Annotated in this window: 26 protein-coding genes; 10 read left to right on the top strand and 16 right to left on the bottom strand. The window is 71.3% G+C overall.

Annotated features, from left to right (window positions below; all coding sequences use genetic code 11):
* Window positions 1-24 precede the first annotated feature (24 nt).
* The 10 genes from AB0F71_RS17765 to AB0F71_RS17810 all read right to left on the bottom strand — a co-directional run bounded on the left by AB0F71_RS17765 (window position 25) and on the right by AB0F71_RS17810 (window position 5,642).
* Complete coding sequence (locus tag AB0F71_RS17765; RefSeq protein ID WP_360234615.1) at window positions 25-504, bottom strand: GNAT family N-acetyltransferase; 480 nt, start codon at window positions 502-504, stop codon at window positions 25-27.
* A complete protein-coding gene (locus AB0F71_RS17770; protein ID WP_360234618.1) occupies window positions 501-1,337 on the bottom strand; it encodes a hypothetical protein in 837 nt (278 codons plus the stop codon). The genes AB0F71_RS17765 and AB0F71_RS17770 overlap by 4 nt, the downstream gene beginning before the upstream one ends.
* Window positions 1,301-1,945: a hypothetical protein gene (locus AB0F71_RS17775; RefSeq protein ID WP_360234900.1), complete on the bottom strand. Its 645-nt coding sequence runs from the start codon at window positions 1,943-1,945 to the stop codon at window positions 1,301-1,303. The genes AB0F71_RS17770 and AB0F71_RS17775 overlap by 37 nt, the downstream gene beginning before the upstream one ends.
* A 5-nt stretch (window positions 1,946-1,950) precedes the next feature.
* On the bottom strand, window positions 1,951-2,376 hold the full coding sequence (locus AB0F71_RS17780) for a hypothetical protein (protein WP_360234621.1): 426 nt from the start codon (window positions 2,374-2,376) through the stop codon (window positions 1,951-1,953).
* Window positions 2,377-2,480: 104 nt separating this feature from the next.
* Window positions 2,481-3,329: a helix-turn-helix transcriptional regulator gene (locus tag AB0F71_RS17785; protein WP_360234623.1), complete on the bottom strand. Its 849-nt coding sequence runs from the start codon at window positions 3,327-3,329 to the stop codon at window positions 2,481-2,483.
* A 36-nt stretch (window positions 3,330-3,365) separates the two neighbouring features.
* The gene (locus tag AB0F71_RS17790; RefSeq protein WP_360234626.1) at window positions 3,366-3,884 is read right to left on the bottom strand and encodes a DUF6879 family protein; all 519 of its coding nucleotides are present in this window, start codon (window positions 3,882-3,884) and stop codon (window positions 3,366-3,368) included.
* Window positions 3,856-4,110, bottom strand: a complete 255-nt coding sequence (locus AB0F71_RS17795) for a hypothetical protein (RefSeq protein ID WP_360234629.1) — start codon at window positions 4,108-4,110, stop codon at window positions 3,856-3,858. The genes AB0F71_RS17790 and AB0F71_RS17795 overlap by 29 nt, the downstream gene beginning before the upstream one ends.
* A 137-nt stretch (window positions 4,111-4,247) precedes the next feature.
* The gene (locus tag AB0F71_RS17800) at window positions 4,248-4,517 is read right to left on the bottom strand and encodes a DUF397 domain-containing protein (protein WP_360234632.1); all 270 of its coding nucleotides are present in this window, start codon (window positions 4,515-4,517) and stop codon (window positions 4,248-4,250) included.
* A gap of 64 nt (window positions 4,518-4,581) precedes the next feature.
* Entirely contained in the window at window positions 4,582-4,791 is a 210-nt protein-coding gene (locus tag AB0F71_RS17805) for a DUF397 domain-containing protein (RefSeq protein WP_360234635.1), read from the bottom strand.
* Window positions 4,788-5,642: a helix-turn-helix transcriptional regulator gene (locus tag AB0F71_RS17810; RefSeq protein ID WP_360234638.1), complete on the bottom strand. Its 855-nt coding sequence runs from the start codon at window positions 5,640-5,642 to the stop codon at window positions 4,788-4,790. The genes AB0F71_RS17805 and AB0F71_RS17810 overlap by 4 nt, the downstream gene beginning before the upstream one ends.
* Window positions 5,643-5,889: 247 nt before the next feature.
* Here AB0F71_RS17810 and AB0F71_RS17815 point away from each other — a divergent pair, with 247 nt between their 5' ends.
* The 4 genes from AB0F71_RS17815 to AB0F71_RS17830 all read left to right on the top strand — a co-directional run bounded on the left by AB0F71_RS17815 (window position 5,890) and on the right by AB0F71_RS17830 (window position 7,459).
* Complete coding sequence (locus tag AB0F71_RS17815) at window positions 5,890-6,282, top strand: ATP-binding protein (protein ID WP_360234641.1); 393 nt, start codon at window positions 5,890-5,892, stop codon at window positions 6,280-6,282.
* The gene (locus AB0F71_RS17820; protein WP_360234644.1) at window positions 6,279-6,455 is read left to right on the top strand and encodes a hypothetical protein; all 177 of its coding nucleotides are present in this window, start codon (window positions 6,279-6,281) and stop codon (window positions 6,453-6,455) included. Before AB0F71_RS17815 ends, AB0F71_RS17820 begins: the two co-directional genes overlap by 4 nt.
* A 57-nt stretch (window positions 6,456-6,512) precedes the next feature.
* Window positions 6,513-6,953, top strand: a complete 441-nt coding sequence (locus AB0F71_RS17825) for a hypothetical protein (protein WP_360234647.1) — start codon at window positions 6,513-6,515, stop codon at window positions 6,951-6,953.
* A gap of 80 nt (window positions 6,954-7,033) precedes the next feature.
* Entirely contained in the window at window positions 7,034-7,459 is a 426-nt protein-coding gene (locus AB0F71_RS17830; protein WP_360234650.1) for a hypothetical protein, read from the top strand.
* Window positions 7,460-7,465: 6 nt separating this feature from the next.
* Here AB0F71_RS17830 and AB0F71_RS17835 read toward each other — a convergent pair whose 3' ends face one another.
* Together AB0F71_RS17835 and AB0F71_RS17840 are read right to left on the bottom strand one after the other, a co-directional pair.
* The gene (locus AB0F71_RS17835; RefSeq protein ID WP_360234653.1) at window positions 7,466-7,888 is read right to left on the bottom strand and encodes a tautomerase family protein; all 423 of its coding nucleotides are present in this window, start codon (window positions 7,886-7,888) and stop codon (window positions 7,466-7,468) included.
* A gap of 36 nt (window positions 7,889-7,924) precedes the next feature.
* On the bottom strand, window positions 7,925-8,626 hold the full coding sequence (locus AB0F71_RS17840) for an SDR family oxidoreductase (protein ID WP_360234656.1): 702 nt from the start codon (window positions 8,624-8,626) through the stop codon (window positions 7,925-7,927).
* 168 nt (window positions 8,627-8,794) lie between these two features.
* On the opposite strand from AB0F71_RS17840, the gene AB0F71_RS17845 reads away from it, so the two are divergent.
* The gene (locus AB0F71_RS17845) at window positions 8,795-9,433 is read left to right on the top strand and encodes a TetR/AcrR family transcriptional regulator (RefSeq protein ID WP_360234659.1); all 639 of its coding nucleotides are present in this window, start codon (window positions 8,795-8,797) and stop codon (window positions 9,431-9,433) included.
* 117 nt (window positions 9,434-9,550) lie between these two features.
* Here the strand turns inward: AB0F71_RS17845 and AB0F71_RS17850 are convergent, their stop codons facing one another.
* Entirely contained in the window at window positions 9,551-9,982 is a 432-nt protein-coding gene (locus AB0F71_RS17850; RefSeq protein WP_360234662.1) for an SRPBCC family protein, read from the bottom strand.
* 88 nt (window positions 9,983-10,070) lie between these two features.
* Window positions 10,071-10,553: an SRPBCC family protein gene (locus AB0F71_RS17855; RefSeq protein WP_360234665.1), complete on the bottom strand. Its 483-nt coding sequence runs from the start codon at window positions 10,551-10,553 to the stop codon at window positions 10,071-10,073.
* A 61-nt stretch (window positions 10,554-10,614) separates the two neighbouring features.
* On the opposite strand from AB0F71_RS17855, the gene AB0F71_RS17860 reads away from it, so the two are divergent.
* The 3 genes from AB0F71_RS17860 to AB0F71_RS17870 all read left to right on the top strand — a co-directional run bounded on the left by AB0F71_RS17860 (window position 10,615) and on the right by AB0F71_RS17870 (window position 12,629).
* The gene (locus AB0F71_RS17860) at window positions 10,615-11,208 is read left to right on the top strand and encodes a helix-turn-helix domain-containing protein (protein ID WP_360234668.1); all 594 of its coding nucleotides are present in this window, start codon (window positions 10,615-10,617) and stop codon (window positions 11,206-11,208) included.
* Between the two features lie 106 nt (window positions 11,209-11,314).
* The gene (locus AB0F71_RS17865; RefSeq protein ID WP_360234671.1) at window positions 11,315-11,983 is read left to right on the top strand and encodes an SUMF1/EgtB/PvdO family nonheme iron enzyme; all 669 of its coding nucleotides are present in this window, start codon (window positions 11,315-11,317) and stop codon (window positions 11,981-11,983) included.
* 124 nt (window positions 11,984-12,107) lie between these two features.
* Window positions 12,108-12,629: a GNAT family protein gene (locus AB0F71_RS17870; RefSeq protein WP_360234674.1), complete on the top strand. Its 522-nt coding sequence runs from the start codon at window positions 12,108-12,110 to the stop codon at window positions 12,627-12,629.
* Here AB0F71_RS17870 and AB0F71_RS17875 read toward each other — a convergent pair.
* Both AB0F71_RS17875 and soxR read right to left on the bottom strand, forming a co-directional pair.
* Window positions 12,626-13,576, bottom strand: a complete 951-nt coding sequence (locus AB0F71_RS17875) for an aminoglycoside phosphotransferase family protein (RefSeq protein WP_360234677.1) — start codon at window positions 13,574-13,576, stop codon at window positions 12,626-12,628. The genes AB0F71_RS17870 and AB0F71_RS17875 overlap by 4 nt on opposite strands.
* 49 nt (window positions 13,577-13,625) lie before the next feature.
* The gene (soxR, locus tag AB0F71_RS17880; protein WP_360234680.1) at window positions 13,626-14,183 is read right to left on the bottom strand and encodes a redox-sensitive transcriptional activator SoxR; all 558 of its coding nucleotides are present in this window, start codon (window positions 14,181-14,183) and stop codon (window positions 13,626-13,628) included.
* Window positions 14,184-14,239: 56 nt separating this feature from the next.
* Between soxR and AB0F71_RS17885 the strand changes: the two genes are divergently transcribed.
* Window positions 14,240-14,953, top strand: coding sequence for a transketolase (locus AB0F71_RS17885; RefSeq protein ID WP_360234683.1), 714 nt, complete (start codon window positions 14,240-14,242; stop codon window positions 14,951-14,953).
* Between the two features lie 118 nt (window positions 14,954-15,071).
* Window positions 15,072-15,965 (top strand): transketolase C-terminal domain-containing protein, encoded by an 894-nt coding sequence (locus tag AB0F71_RS17890; RefSeq protein ID WP_360234686.1) that lies wholly within the window; start codon window positions 15,072-15,074, stop codon window positions 15,963-15,965.
* The last annotated feature ends 14 nt before the right edge of the window (window positions 15,966-15,979 follow it).

Here is a 15,979-nt window from a genome sequence, read left to right on the forward strand (position 1 = left end):
GTGCGCGGGGCCGCCCGCGCTGTGTCAGGCGGTGGTGGCGGCCGTCGATTGCTCCCGGCACACCGTGTAGTAGACGAATCCTTCGGCTTCGTCGATGCGAGCGAATCCGGCTTTGGCCAGCACCCGGCCGGAGGACGGGTTGGCCGTGCGGTGCTTGGCGACGACAGAATCCAGGTGCAGTGTGTCGAACGCGAGAGCGAGCACAGTGGTGACTGCCGCAGTGGCGTACCCGCGGTACCAGGTGTCTTCGCGCAGGATGTAGCTCAGTTCGGCCCGGGCTGCGGTGGTGTTGAGCTTGACCACGCCGACGAGGTCGCCGTCCACTTCGATGCCGAGGACGTAGTGAACCCGCGGGCGTTCTTGGGCCCATGATCGGGCCTGTTCCACGTACCGGATTGCCTCGGCCTGTTCCATGGCGGTACGCCCGAGGTGGCGCACCGACGAGCCGCTGTAGATCCGGCGTACCGCGTGGGCGTCATCGGCCGCGAGTTCCCGAAGCCTCACAACTCCTCGAGCGCTGTCGCGAGTTCGGTGGCTGTCGGTCGGCTCCGGGCGGGTTCGCGAAGGACCGGCCGAAGCACGGCCTGAAGCGTCGGCCAGGGTTCGTCGGGGCGGAGCGGAATTCTTCCGGTGGCGATGGCCGCTCTGCGTGTCCCGGGGCCGACGCCCGGGCCGATCCCAACGGCGTCGTAATCAAGGGGCCATTGGCCGGTGACGCACGTCCATAGTGTGCCTGCGAGGGCGTAGGCGTCGGATTCAACGGTCGCCCGCACCGGCCGGACGCCGGACTCGACGGCGGCGGCGAGTTCCGGGGCGATCAGGTGAGTGATGCCGCCTTGGAAGATCGGCGACGGGGGGAAGGCCGGCGACCAGGCCCAGGCCAGATCGAGGAGTCGCACGCCGTGCTCGGTGTGGACTCCATGAGCGGGCTGGAGGTCGGCGTGTACCCATCCGGCGGCGTGCAGGTCGGCGACAGCCTGGCAGAGATCGACGGCTCCGGCGAGGGCCTCCGCGTGCCCGTTGCCGCCGTTTCGGACCGGCTTGAACAGATCCCAACTGGAGGGGCCGATGAGCCAGGGAGTGACGTACCAGACGCCCCTGTTGTACCGGCCGATGATGACGGAGTAACCGGAGAGCTGGTCAAGGACCGAGCCTTCCCGCGCCGTGATCTCCGCGCCCTCGCCGCACCCGGCCTTGATCGCCACAGAACCCATGGGGCCGGTCGCCTTCCAGACGGCGGATCCGCGTCGGTCGGTGATCTCCGTGAGGACGATCGGGCCGCAGATCGCCTCGGCGGCCTTCACCGCTTCGTCGGGGCAGGCAACGAAGTCGACCATGCCTGTACCGCCTTCCAATCGCAGGGGATGTGTTCGAACACGTCTCGGCCGTCATCGTCGGCGGCCGCAAGGGCTTGTGCCGCGCCGGGGGTGTTGGCGAGGAACCGCGGGTCACGCGACCGGACGGCTGCCCGCACCGGAAGAAACGAGAACGGGGCTGGCGGGATGTTCCGGCCGAAGCTGTCGGTCTCCCGACGGCCCGCGGGGAACTTGCCGAACAGCACGCCCACCGGCGCGTACAGGTTGCGCAGCGCCCAGTACGGGCGGCGCAGCAGTTCCTGATGATCGGTACCCGGCACCGAGCCGAGGATCACGACGTTCTCGCAAGTCAGGATTCCGTGCGGGCGGCACTTCAACGGCCTGATCCACTCGGCCGCCTGGACCCCGGCGTGGAACAACTCGGCCTCCACGGCGTCCCGGTCGGTACTGGAGATCTCGTACACCGTCCACCCGGTCTGCTGTCGACCTACGGACGGAGCCAGGAACGGGCAGCGCTCGGCCATGCTCGAGAGGTACTCGGACACCTCGACGCTGGCAGGGTTCTCGGAGCGGCCTTCGATGAGGCGGAGCGCCCCGACAGTGTGCCGGGGCGCTCCGCCGACCCGCATCGTGGTCACGACGCGGTCTTCTCCGGGACCGCGTCGTCGTCACCAGGTGCGGGGGAGCAGTCCCACTCAGCCCAGACCTGCCCGGTTTCGCGGTAGCGGGCCAGGGCCTCGACGTCGACCGTGCCCGCGGTGTTGGTGAACCAGACCTGCGGCAGGGGCCCGTACGCCTCCTCGTACGCGGTGACCCAGGGGATGACGCCCCGGCCCTTGACCGGGAGGTGCCGCAGAGCGCGCCCGGCGTGGTGGGCGGTGAACGCCGCGTGGTCCTCCGGGTTTTCCAGGAGCCGGTGCCACACCGCGTCGATCGTGCTGGAGAACATCTGCGGTGCGGCCTGCCCGGAGTCGAGGAGCCGGCCGGCGATGGCGAAGAACTTGCCCAACTCGGCCAGTTCGGTGGTGGGGGGCGTGGGGGACTGGATGGCACGGGACACCGAGGTCTCCTTGCGGTCGGGGGTGCTCCGAGTGGAGGAGCACCAACGACGCTACGGACCAACGAGAGGCCCTCACAAAGAAGTTGCGAGTAGTTGCGACTCGATCACCCTATGGATTCGAGGACGGTGGTGATCAGCGCGCGGGCCTTCGCGCCGTACACGGCCATCTGGGACAACTCGGTGAACACCTGGTCGTACATCGCGATCTCGTGCGGTTGCGTGAGACGCAGATGGCCGGATATGAGTTCGACCGATGTCTGGAGGCTGTCGAACATGTAGAAGTCCTCGGCCGGCGACCGGAGCCGTCCCTGCTGGAGCGGGAGAACGCCGATGCTCATGCGCGCCAGAGCGCTCACCGCGATGAGGTGTCGGAGTTGGGCCCGCATCGTCTCCGCATCACAGACGCTGCTGTGGAGCACCGATTCCTCGATGAGTAAGGCGAAGGTCTGATTGCCCGAGAACAGCATCCGCTGGCGTTCCATGCGGGCCTCTACCGCGGCTGCGACGTCATCGGCCGTCACTCGGGACCGTTGGACGGCGCGTAGCACCGCAGTGGTGTACTCGCGGGTCTGAACCATGCCGGGGACAACCCGGCTTGCGTAGACGCGGAAGGCGCGGGTGCGCTGGTAGAGGCCGAGGACCGACTCCTGTGCCTGGCGAAGACCGGAGCGTTCCATCCGCCGCCAGTCCATGTACATGGTGTCAACGGCGCGGGCGGACGCGACGAGATCCTCGGCTTCGCCCTCGGCGTCGCACGCTGTGCACCAGGACCGGATGTCGGTCTCGGAAGGAGCGGCCAGTCCGGCCTGGAGGCGCGACGCCTTGGACTTGTGCCAGCCACAGCGCTCGGACAACTCAGCACTGGTCAGGCCGGCATTCTTGCGGATCTCTTGAAGCCGGGCCGCGAATACCTTTCGAGCTGCTACGACGCTGGACGACGGTGAGTAGGACATAACGGATCACAGGGTGCCGGAATCGTCCTCGCCAGGTCAGACGGTGTACTTCTCGTGCGGGACGGCTCGATCCCATACCGCTTCGAAAGCATCGGAACAGAGCTTGACGGCAGCCTGGTCCTCGGTGACTTCGCCGCCCAGTGAGTCCCCGTCACCGGAGAAGTGGCCCCAGCGGACAATCCGGTTGTCGAACAGCCAGAAGTCGTTGCCCGGCAGCGCGATGGAGGATGCCCTGCGTCTCGGAAGCCAGCGAACCAGCTCACCAGCACGGACGTTCGGGAACGTCACGTCGTACTCGTACCTGATGTACTCGCTCACCGGCTCGGAGACGATACGGGCACGGCGGATCTCCACACCGCGGGCGACGGCCTCGGCGATTACGTCCAGCCACGGCCTCCACCAGGAGGCCCGGTCGTCCGGGTCCAGCCGGTGGCCGGCTCGCCACGCGTGGAGAGCCGGGTCGTCCTGCATGTATCCGTCGCGCATCTCCAGATGAACCGCCGAGCGCCGGGTGTCCCTCAGCAGCTCATCGAGTTTCGGAACGCTCTGCGACATCACATGCCTCCCTCAGCGCCGACACCATCCGGGCGGGGAACCGCACGGCCAGCTCGTGGTCGGGAATGCTACCTGTCGTCAGACACTCGGCCAGGGTGTCCTTGCTGAGCTTGAATCCCTGGATGACGACGTCAGAGGTCTCCTCGTCGACCCACACGGTCGGGGAGTCACCGTCCGGGCTGTTGGGGTCTTTGGCGATGAATCGCAGCGACATGGTGGCCTCCAAGACCTGAGTGTTGCGCGGTGCCGCACAGCCTGGGCACTCCAATGGTGGCCGTGACGGGAAGGTGCTGTCAGGTACTCGGGCAAATTGGTCTGGATAGGGCGGCCCCGCGCATACTGCGCGGGGCCGCCCGCGCTGTTTCAGGGGGTGGCGGGGAAGTCGTCCGAGCGGATGCCGGCGATGAAGGACTGCCAGGCTGAGGGGGAGAAGGCGAGCGCGGGGCCGTGGGGGTCCTTGCTGTCGCGGACGGCGACAGAGCTGACCAGTTGGCCGAACTCGACGCAGTTGTCGTTCGGGTTGCTGGCACTCGACTTGCGCCAGGCGACGGGGAGTGTCGAGGCGACTTCGACGCAGTCCCCGCCGGAGGGGTTGCTGTAGCTGCTCTTTCGCCATTCAAGGCCGACTGACACGTGCAGGACCTCCCGAGGCTTGGTGTGGGCTGCCCGCGCAGCCCGGGCAGCCCACGGTACTGGGTCAGTTGGTGGCCGGGAACTCGCCTGCTCGGAGACCAGCCACGAACGCCTGCCAGGCCTCTGGGGTGAAGCTGAGCGCGGGGCCGTGGGGGTCCTTGCTGTCCCGGACCGGGACTATGTCATCGAGTCCGTCGGCGATCTCGATGCAGTCACCTTGACCGTTGCTGTAGGTGCTCTTGCGCCAACTGGCCTTCTGGAATTCGTGATTCACGGGGAGTACTCCTCTGCGACTTCCCTCAACCATGCGATGGACCTCTCGGGCTGGACCGACGACGCCATAAGGCGGTGGAAGGCATCCTCGTGGCGGGCGATCTCGTGAGGCCGTTCCGAGTAGATGCTGCTGGTGGTTGCCTCGGAGTACGCCACGCTGCCGGGGATGTCGTTGAACGAGAGGATGGAGAAAGAAGCGCCCATGGCCGCGTGTGCACCGGCGGAGAACGGCAGGACCTGAATGGTGATGTGTGGGTGCTCATCCGCCATCGTGGCAAGGTGATTCAACTGATCAGCCATGGTCCGGCTGCCGCCGACCGGTCGCCGTATGACGGCCTCGCCGATGATTGCCCACAGCTGAGGTGGCTCGCGGCGATCGAGGATCTGCTGACGATCCATCCGCAGGGCGACCCGCCGATCCACTTCTTCGGCGGATTCAGTGGGGTTCATCGCACGGATCACGTGCCGCGCATATTCCTCGGTCTGTAGAAGCCCCGGAACCAGCTCGCACTGATAGGTCTCGATCTTCGCGGCGTCGGACTCGAAGCCCACGTAGGCGCGGAACCAATCCGGCAATGCCTCGCCGTACGCGTGCCACCAACCTTGCTGGCGGCTCTGGCGCGTCAGGCTGAGGAAGTGCTTCACCTCATCGGCCGACGTGACGCCGTAGTGGGCCAAGAGCTTCGCGGCGTCGCGCTCTTGTAGTGGCACGAGCCCGCTCTCGATGCGGCTCAGTTTCGACGCGGACCAACCCAGCGCGGCGGCCACGTCCTTGGCGTTCATCTCGCGCGACGCGCGCAACTTGCCGAGCTCGCCGCCGAGCCTACGCCGCAGCACGGTCGGACTGCTCATGCGTCACACTCCCTGGCCGATCGCTTCCTTGCATAGTTTGCCATCACTCCCGGAGTCCAATCTCGGTTCATGATCGAGCAATTGCATGGTGCGAGCAGTTGCATGCAATTGCTTCGCCAGGGCATGCTACAGGGAGTAGTCCTTCGGGTCGTCTGGGTGATCACGACGGGGCTACCGCCGGGCATTCCTTTGCCTCCGCCCGGTCGTCGCATGGCTTCAACCCCTCTTCCTGGAAGGTGACTTCGCCATGTCTCGAACCTCCTCCACCATCTGGCTCCCGCGCAGCCGCCGCTCGCCCGCGATCGCGCGCCAGCGGCTCGCCGTTCTCCTCTCCTCCACCCCGAGTGGCGACCGCTTCCTCGACTCCGGGCTCGTCGTCACCACCGAGTTCGTCACCAACGCCGTCCTGCACGGCACCCCGATCGGCCACCTCATCTACTTCGCCCTCGACGTCGACCCCACCCGCCTCCGTATCGAGGTCCACGACGCCCGGGGCGACCGCCTCCCCTCCCTCTCCTCGCCCGGTCTCGACGGCGAGACCGGGCGAGGCCTCCAGCTCGTCGACTCCCTCACCAAGCGCTGGGGCTGCTGCCCGCGCCGGCCCATCGGCAAGATCGTGTGGGGCGAGGTGGCCGCGTGATCGACGTGCTCCGCGATCTCTGGTTCCAGCACTGCTCCCGTGCCCCCGTCGCCCGGCTCCTCCGGGCCGAACGTCGGCGACTCGACATCGAGTTGGCCCGTCGGTTGCCCTGCGCCTCCGCTGCCGTCCGCCGACAGCTGCTCGCCGCGATCGGCGACGCCGAATCCGCCTGACCGTTCCCCGTCTCCCCGCATGCTAGGTTTGAACGCGTTCAAACGAATGGGGGAGGCATGGCCGTGGTGCCCGCGAGTGCGCGGTGGTCGGCCGGGATGGCGAGTGCGGTGTTCCTGGTGCCGCTGATACTCATCGCGCCGACGTACGGGGTCGGCCTGTGGCTCTTCCTCGCCGCCGTCGGACTGCTGACCGCCGCCGTCTGCTCCGTCCCGTCCTTCTACCGGCGCCAGGACCGGTTCCGCGTCGCCTGCGCCGCAGCCGGGTTCACGGTGGCCGGGGTGTGGCTGCCGCTGCTGATCCTCGGCCTCCTCGCCGTGCTCTCCCTGGGCGGATGGCCCTGGTTCCTGGCGTTCCTGTTCATGCCGGTAGCGGCGATCAGCGCGCTGATCGCCGCCTTCCAGCGGGCACGGGGGCCGGAGCACGGGCGGGCGGCGGTTGCCCTCGGCCGGGTCGCCGCAGCGGTCTCGGTGGCCGGCTGGTTCGTGCTGGCCCTCTAGCGGTTGTCCGAGCCGTCCGCCTTGGGAGCAGCACTCTTTCATCACTGCCCGGTCGGGTGCTGTGTGGATACCGTCGGCCCGTGATCGATCATGGAATCGCCTTCCCCTACTACCGGCTCCACGTCGTGCCCGCCGTCGTGTCCCTGGCCAGCCCGACCTGGCAGCGGGAAGTGTGGCTCGACCGCGGGCAGTTCGAGGATCTTGACCACGTCGTGCACGTGCTCTTCGACGACTTCTGTGACGCGGCCGAACCGGTGAGGCATCTCGGCCTGAGCCTGCGTACCGAGCAGGAGGTCGAGCTGATGGCCCGGCTGGGCGCCGCCTGCAGCGCCGTACAGGACGCAGTCGGCGCCCGGGCTCCCGACGAGGCCTTCCTGGATGCCCCCGGCTGGCCCGACGTCGTCTCGGCGGCGGCCCGGCTGGCTCAGGTGATGCTGAACAACGACTACCTGGCCCTGGCGAACCTGCACGAGGCCGGCCACGCCCGGCCGCCCGGCACTCCGTAGGGGCGGTCAGTACGGGATCGGGCGGTTCTCCCGCACCCACAGCTGTTCGGCCTCGCTGTTGGACGGCGGCGGGGAGATCCCGTCCATCATCCACAGGTCGCGGGGAGTCTCGTCGACGTGGAACTCGCAGTACAGGCCGCGGTCGGTGGTGTGGGGCGCGAGGACGGCGGCGAGCGCCTCCCGGGTGCGCTTGCGCAGGTCGGGGTCCTCGGTGTGGCGGGCGATGTGCTCGACCACGATGCGTACCGCGTCCTGGGTGGGCCGGTCGCCGACGTGGAAGTCGTCGGCGCCGATCTCGTGGAACAGCGTCATCACGTAGAACTTCGGCAGCCCGAAGCGGGTGTAGATGCCGGTGATGTCGGCGGCCATCCGCTGCTTCTGCTCGGGGCTGTAGGTGCCGCGAGGGTGGTAGACGTGCCACAGGGGCATGGGTGTGCTCCTCCGTGAGGGCGATGGGGTTCGGACTCAGCGGCGGAAGGGGACGGTCAGGCCCTCCACCGGCCCGGAGAGCGCGGCCTTGAACGACCGGGAGACGTCGTCGACGAGCACCTCGCGGTCGCCGCGCTCGATGCCGTCCAGCACGATGCGGGCCACCTCGTCGGCCGGGAGCTTGTCGACGGGCAGGGCGGCCACCATCTCGGTGTCGGCGAAGCCCAGGTGCACGCCGACGACCTGGGTGTGCTGGGCGGCGAGCTCCAGGCGCAGCGAGTTGGTGAGCGACCAGAAGGCCGCCTTGGAGGCGCCGTACGCGCCCGCGCCCGCGCCCCAGGACAGCGCGGAGTGGATGTCGACGAGTGCCCCGCCGCCGCGGGCGGCCAGGACGGGCGCGAAGGCGCGGGCGATGCGCAGCGGGCCCAGGACGTTGGTGTCGAAGGTGTCCTGGACGTGCCGCAGGTCGGTGGTCAGCAGGGCGCCCGGGTGCAGGACGCCGGCGTTGTTGAAGACGATGTCGACGTCCTGCACCCGCTCGGCCAGGGCGGCGACCGAGGCGTCGGAGGTGACGTCCAGGGGGAGGGCCTCGACCCGGGCGTCATCGCTGGGGGAGGGGGTGCGGGCGGTGGCGTAGACCTTCGTCGCGCCCCGTGCCAGCAGTTCCCCGACGAACGCCCGGCCGAGGCCGCGGAGGCCTCCGGTGACCAGGGCGGTGGAGCCTTCGATCACGGTCATGTGCGTGTTCCTCGCTCTCCGGAAGGGCGGTGCCCCGGTGTCGGGGCGTCGCGGTTTTAGATTATGTGCATCATCTAAAATGGGCAAGGGAGGCCCGGGTGGGAGAGTGGGAAGCACCATCGGGGGACCGCTGGGACACCACCACAGGACGACGAAGGGAGCGCGGACATGCCCCGCGTCTCACGCGCCGAGGCCGAACGCCACCGTCAGGAGGTCATCGACCACACCGCCAGGCTGATCCGGGAGAAGGGCTCCGAGCAGGTCAGCGTCCCCCGGGCGATGGCCGCGGCCGGGCTCACCCACGGCGGCTTCTACCGGCACTTCTCGTCCAAGGACGACCTCGTCGCCCAGGCCCTCACCGCCGCCTTCGCCGAACGCCGCGAAGCCATGGACGCCCTCGTGGACGAGCTGGCGGACGGGCGTACGGACCACCAGGCGGACGGCCCCGCGGGCGAGGGCGAGCCGTGCACCCCCCGTGCCGAGTTCCTCGCCCGCTACCTCTCCACCCTCCACCGCGACCACCCCGGCCAGGGCTGCGCCGCCGCCGCCCTGGCCGCCGACGCGGCCCGCGCCGAACCCGGCGCCCCGCTGCGCACCGCCTTCACGGCCGGACTGCGCGACCTGGTCGACGGCTTCCAGCAGCTGCCCGACCCGGCCGGGCGCGAGGCGGCACTCGCCGACCTGTCGACGATGGTCGGCGCACTGATGCTCGCTCGGGCGAGCGACGATCCGGGCCTGTCCGCCGAACTCCTCGCCGCGGCCCGGCACCGCCTGACCGCGACGGGCGAGGGCGCGCCGCCGGCGTAGGGCGAGGGACTGCCCGGCCGGCGGCCTGCGCATGAGAAGTCGACCAGGCCGACTTCTCATGCAGTGCCCGCCCCCGCCCCCGCCGCCCCCGCCGCCCCCGCCGCCCCCGCCGCCGCCTCAGCCCGCGAAGCGCTCCCGCAGGGCGGCCAGGCCGGTGGTGAAGACGCCGTGCACGCGCTCGGTGGACTCCTTGCGGTGCTCCGCCTCGATGTCGTACGTCACGCTCCACTCCACGAAGCTGGCGCCCAGCTCGGTCACTGGGGTGACCCGCAGGGTGGCGCGGTAGGTGTCGAAGTGGAAGGTGCCGTCGGGGAAGCTGTAGGTGTAGGCGCGGGCCTCGTCGTCGTAGGCGACCAGGGTCTCCCGCAGCACCACGCCGTCGAACTCGAACACCCGGACCGCGCCGATCGCGTTGCCCGTCAGCTCGTTGCCGAGCCGGCTCGCTGGCAGGTGGGGGTGCCACTCGCCGAGGGCGTGGAAGTCCCCGACCAGTTCCCAGACCCGCTCGGCCGGGGCCTCCACCACCGTGCTGACCGTCAGACCCGCCATCGCCGTCGCCGCCTCTCGTCCGCTGTTCCCGTCGGTCGGGCACCATCCTGGCGGTGCGTCAGGTGCGGGCGCCAGGGGCGTGGCGTGGTCAGCGGTGGGCCAGCCGGCGCAGCAGCCGTACGGGGGCGCTCCAGCGCGCCGGGGAGTCCACGGCGGCGCCGCAGGCGCGGACGGCCCGGTCGAGGGAGTCCTCCAGCAGGGCGTCGTGCAGCCAGCGGAAGGCCAGTGGCCAGCTCAGCCGCCCGGGGCCGTGCAGTCGCATCGCGATGGTGTGACGCAGCAGCGAACCGCCGTTCGCGGACTGGACGGTGAACTCGTGGAACCCGTCGAACCCGCGCGGCCCGCTGAACCGGAACCGCACCCACCGGCCCGGCTGGTATCCGACGACCCGGTAGCGGACCGACCCGTGTCCACCGGCGGCGCCGACCGCGAGCGGGCCGTCGAGTCGCAGCGGGGGCCAGTCGGAGCCGGGCCAGAGCCGGTCGTCCGGGCCGGCGAGGCCGTCGAGGAGTGCGCCGACCGTCGACTCCGGTGCCGGGATGGTGCGTTCGTGAATGTTGAGCACGGCCACAGCGGATCCTCCTGGTTTTGGATGGGTCCCTCTAATTGAATTGGAGAGTACTCTCCATTGCATGCCCAGGCCACCCCGCCACGACGAAGCCACCCTCCTCGACGCCGCCGTGCGCCTCGCGGCCGCCGGCGGCCCGGCCGCCGTCACCATGTCCGCCGTGGCCCGCGAGAGCGGCGCACCCAACGGTTCCGTCTACCACCGCTTCCCCCAACGCTCCGCCCTGCTGGCCGAGTTGTGGCTGCGCACGCTGGGGGAGTTCCACGCCGCCTACCTGCCGGTCCTCGCCGAGCAGACCGAGCCGCAGCTCGTCGCCGGGGCAGCCGCCCGGGAGGTCGTCGCCTGGAGCCGGGCGAACCGGGAGCGGGCCGTCGTCCTGCTGCACGGTGCGGAGGCCTTCGGCCGGGCCGAGTGGCCGGAGGAGCAACTGCGGCGCGAACGGCAGGCCGGGCGGCGGGTGCGGCAGGCGGTGGAGGGGCTCGCCGAGCGGCTCGGCGCCGTGACGCCGCTGGACCTCGACCGGGTCACCCTCGCCGTCGTGGGCCTGCCGCTCGCCGTCGTCCGGGGCCACCTGCACGCGGGCACCCCGCTGCCCGCCCATGCGGAGGAGCTGGCCGAGCGCGGCGCCGTCGACCTGCTGGGCGGAGTCGGGCGATAGGGCGGCCACCGACGGGCCGAGGGGCCGAGGGGCCGAGGGGCCGAGGGGTCGAGGGGCCGAGCCGGACGGTAGGGCGGCCGGGGGACGGGCCGTAGGATCGCCGATCATGGAACCCCGTACCGGACCCAGCGCCGCGCCGATCGCCGTTCCGCCCGGCCGCGTCACGCTCTCCGACCGCCGCACCCAGCGGAGTTGGAGCGTCGAGGTGGCCCCCTTCGAGCTGGCGCCCTGTCCGGTCACCCGCGAGCAGTACGAGGGCCTCACCGGCGACCGCCGCCCCGCGCACAGCGTCTCCTGGCTCGACGCCGTCCGGTACTGCAACGAGCTGTCCCGGCGCGAGGGCCTCGCGCCCGCCTACCGGGTGGACGGCGAGGACGTCGCCTGGGACCGCGCCGCCGACGGCCACCGGCTGCCCACCGAGGCCGAATGGGAGCACGCCTGCCGCGCCGGCACCGACGGGCCGCGCTACGGCCCGCTGGACGAGATCGCCTGGCACCGCGGCAACTCCGGCGAACGCCCGCACCCGGTCGGCGAGCTGCGGCCCAACGCCCTCGGGCTGTACGACCTGCTCGGCAACGTGTGGGAGTGGTGCTGGGACCTCTACGACCCCGAGGTGTACGGCAGTTACCGCGTCCTGCGCGGCGGCGGCTGGTTCGACGAGCACTGGAGCTGCCGCGCCTCCGTCCGCCGCCGCAGCCACCCGACCCTGCGGATCGACGACGTCGGCTTCCGGCTCGCCCGGTCGATCCGGCGGGAAGTTCCTTCGGTGCAGTAAATACCGCGCCCAGCTCCTGCCCGGGGCGGGGGCGGGGCATCGTGCTGCTCTACAGCCTGCTGCGCACGGACCCGCGCCCCTCCGGCTGAGGAACGGCCGAACGGCCTCCGTCGTTGCCGGGGGCATGGATGCAGAGAAGATCTTCCTCCGGCCGATCGCCGAAGCCGACCTCACCGCGCTGGGCGGGATGCTGAACGACCCCGAGGCGCTGGGCGAGTTCCAGTGGTACGGCTGGGCGGACCCGGAGCGCTTCCGCCGCCGCTGGGCGGAGAACGGGCTGCTGAGCGAGGAGCAGTCGGTGTTCGCCGTGGCCACCGAGGGGGAGTTCCTCGGCTTCGTCGCCGCCACCCGCAAGGCGGCGCGGCCGACCACCCCGTACTGGAGCATCGGTGCGCAGCTGCTGCCGCAGGCGCGGGGCCGGGGCATCGGCACCCGAGCCCAACGCCTGTTGGTGGACTACCTGTTCGCGCACAGCACGGCGGTGCGGCTGGAGGCGGACACCGAGGCCGGCAACCTCGCCGAGCAGCGCGTCCTGGAGAAGCTGGGCTTCACCCGTGAGGGCGTTCACCGGTCGATGGTCTTCCGCGCCGGGGAGTGGCGCGACATGGTCTACTACAGCCTGCTGCGCACGGACCCCCGGCCTTAGGCAGTCCCGAACCACTCCTCGGCGAGGTCGTCCAGGGTGTCTGCCGAGGGCTTCAACTCCCGCAGGTACCACGGCAGGTTGCTGTACACGTGGAGCAGCGTGTACGCCATCAGCAGGCGTGGTTCGAAGGGGCGGCCGTAGGCGGCGAGCAGCCGTCCGAGCAGGTGGGGGTCGGCGCGGGTGGTGAACAGGCCGACGGCGACCAGGTCGTAGGCCGGGTCGCCGATCATGGCGGGCTCGAAGTCGATCAGGCCGGTGAGCCGCCAGCCGTCGGCCGGGTCGGTGATCAGGTGCTCGCGCATGAACTCGGTGTGCAGCAGGGCGCGTTGCGGGCCGGCCGGGAGCGGGGCGGCGGACAGGAAGTCCGGGATCTGCTCCAACCAGGCCTCGGGCAGGCCGCGTTCGCGCTGCCGGGCGACGGCGCCCGCGCGCTGGCGGGCCAGGAAGGCCGGCCAGTCGCCGGGCGGGAGGGCGTCGGCGAGCGGCTCCGCGCCCGGGGCGGCCGCGGTGCGCGAGGTGTCCAGGGCGTGCAGGGCGGCGAGCGCCTCGCCGCAGTCGCGGGCGATCCGCTCGCGCTCGGGCTGCGGGACGCGCGGCCAGGCCGGGGCCAGGCCCTCGCCGTGCAGGCGGGACATCAGGACGTAGCGCCAGCCGTTGACGTACTCGCCGGCCGCCCGGAGCGCGGGGGTGGGGACGGGGAGCCGGCCCGCAAGGAAGGCCAGGACGCGCTCCTCGGCCAGTGCGTCCCGGGCGGAGGGCGCCGGGAACAGCTTGAGCACGTGCTCGGAGCCCACCGCGTAGACCGGCACGGAGCCCTCCGCGAAGCGCTCCAGCGCCTGCCCGCCGACGCCCAGCCGCGCACACAGCGCCTCGGCGCCCGGGCGCAGCACCGCTTCCTCGGGGACGACCGCGTCCCCCTGCTCGTCCGTCTCCACCAAGGGCAGCATGCCTGCACCGTAGGCACACCAACGGCTCGGCGGCAAAGGCTTTTCAGTGCTACGAGCCCCCCGCGCGCCCCCGGGGGCCGCAGCCGCCCGGGAGGTCCGGCGGGGTGGGCTCCGGTCCGCTGTCCGGGTCGCGGGTGACCAGATAGCGGGCGCCGGGGCCGGCCTCGGCGGCGCGGTCGTCCGCGTTGTAGAGGGCGCAGCGGGTGAGCGAGAGGCAGCCGCAGCCGATGCAGCCGGTGAGCTTGGCCTTGAGCCGTTCGAGCTCGGCGATCTGTTCGTCGATCCGGCTCCGCCAGGACTGGGCGACGACGTCCCATTCGGTGCCGCTGGGGGCGGGGCGTTCGGGCAGCCGGTCGAGGGCGACCCTGGCCTCGTCCAGGGAGAGGCCGACCCGCTGGGCGGCCCGGACGAAGGCGACCCGGCGCAGCGTGCCGCGCGGGTAGCGGCGCTGGCCGCCGGCGGTGCGGGTGGCGTGGATCAGGCCGAGGCTCTCGTAGTAGCGCAGCGCGGAGTGGGCCAGCCCGCTGCGGGCGGCCAGCTGGCCGATGGTGAGCAGGTCGCCGGGGCGCGGGGCGGCGGTGCGGACGCTGCCGGGTATCGCGGTCATGGGCACTCACTGTAGCCGCTTGACCTCAAGTTCGCTTTAAGTTGCACGATCGACGCATGACGACGACGACCAGTACGGAAACCGTGGGCCGGGCCCGTTTCGCGGACCTGCCGAACCTGATGGCCCTGATGACCGGCGACGAGAAGCACGGCCCCGCCGCCACCTCCACCCTGGACGCCCTGTGGGTGCTGTACGACCGGGTGCTGCGGGTCTCCCCGGACACCGCCGACGCCCAGGACCGTGACCGCTTCCTGCTCTCCAAGGGCCACGGCCCGATGGCCTACTACGCCGTGCTCGCGGCCAAGGGCTTCCTCGATCCGGCCGTGCTGCCGAGCTTCGGCGGCTACGACTCGCCGCTCGGCCACCACCCGGACCGCGCCCTGCTGCGCGGGGTGGAGATCTCCTCCGGCTCGCTCGGCCACGGCCTGCCGCTGGGCGTGGGCACCGCGCTCGGGCTGCGGGCCCAGGGGCTGGCGGACCCGGCGGTGTGGGTGCTGGTCGGCGACGCCGAGTTCGACGAGGGTTCCAACCACGAGGCGGTGGCCTTCGCCGGTGCGTACGGCCTGGACCGGCTCCACGTGGTGGTGATCGACAACTCCTCGGCCACCCACGGCTGGCAGGGCGGCATCGCCCGGCGCTTCGCCGCCGAGGGGTGGTCCACCGCGACCGTCGACGGCCGCGACCACGAGGCGCTGTACCGGGCGTACACCGCCGAGCACCCGGGTCGCCCGCACGCGGTGGTCGCCCGGGTCGAGCCGAAGGACTCCTGACCGCGCCCGCCGGACCCCTGATCGAGCCGCAGCGCCGGTGATCGACCCGCAGCACCCCTGACCGCGCCGAACAACCCCTGAGCACACCAACCAGAGCGCAGCGAAAGGCACTTCACCGATGGACACCATGCGCGACCGCTTCGTCGACGTCACCACCCGACTGCTGGACGAGGACCCCCGACTGGCCGTGGTGCTCGCCGACATCACCGCCGCCGCCTTCGGGCCGGCCCAACGGCGCCACCCCGACCGGGTGGTCAACGTCGGCATCCGGGAGCAGCTGCTGATCGGCGCGGCCGGCGGGCTGGCGCTGACCGGGATGCGTCCGATCGCCCACACCTTCGCCAGCTTCCTGATCGAACGACCCTGGGAGCAGGTCAAGTTGGACCTGGTCCACCAGGGCGTCGGCGCGGTGCTGGTGAGCGCGGCCGGCTCCTACGACTGGCCGGCCGGCGGCCGTACCCACATGTCCCCGGGCGACGTCGCCCTGTTGGACACCCTGCCGGACTGGACGGTGCACGTCCCCGGGCACCCGGACGAGGCCGAGCGGCTGCTGCGCGACGCCTACGCGGACGGTGACCGCAACGTGTACGTGCGGCTCTCGGCGCACCAGAACGCCGTGCCGGTCGCCGTCGAGCCCGGCCGCTTCACCACCGTCCGCACCGGCGGCCGCGGCGTGGTGCTGGCCGTCGGCCCGATGCTGGACGCGGTGCTCGCGGCCACCGAGGGCCTGGACGTCACCGTGCTGTACGCGGCGACGGTGCGCCCCTTCGACGCCGCCGGACTGCGCGCCGCGCTGGGCGACAAGCCGGACGTGGTCCTGGTGGAGCCCTACCTGGCGGGCACCTCGGCGAACGAGGCGCACGCGGCGCTGGCCGACCGCCCGCACCGGGTGCTCGCCCTGGGCGTGCCGCGCGAGGAGCACCGGCAGTACGGGTCGATCCCGGAGCACCTGGCCGCCTACGGCCTGGACGCGGCCTCGCTCCGGGAGCGGATCGGCACCTTCCTCTGGTGAGGCCTCGGGCCACG

This window comes from Kitasatospora sp. NPDC028055 (assembly GCF_040637885.1).
In the GTDB taxonomy this organism is placed as follows: domain Bacteria; phylum Actinomycetota; class Actinomycetes; order Streptomycetales; family Streptomycetaceae; genus Kitasatospora.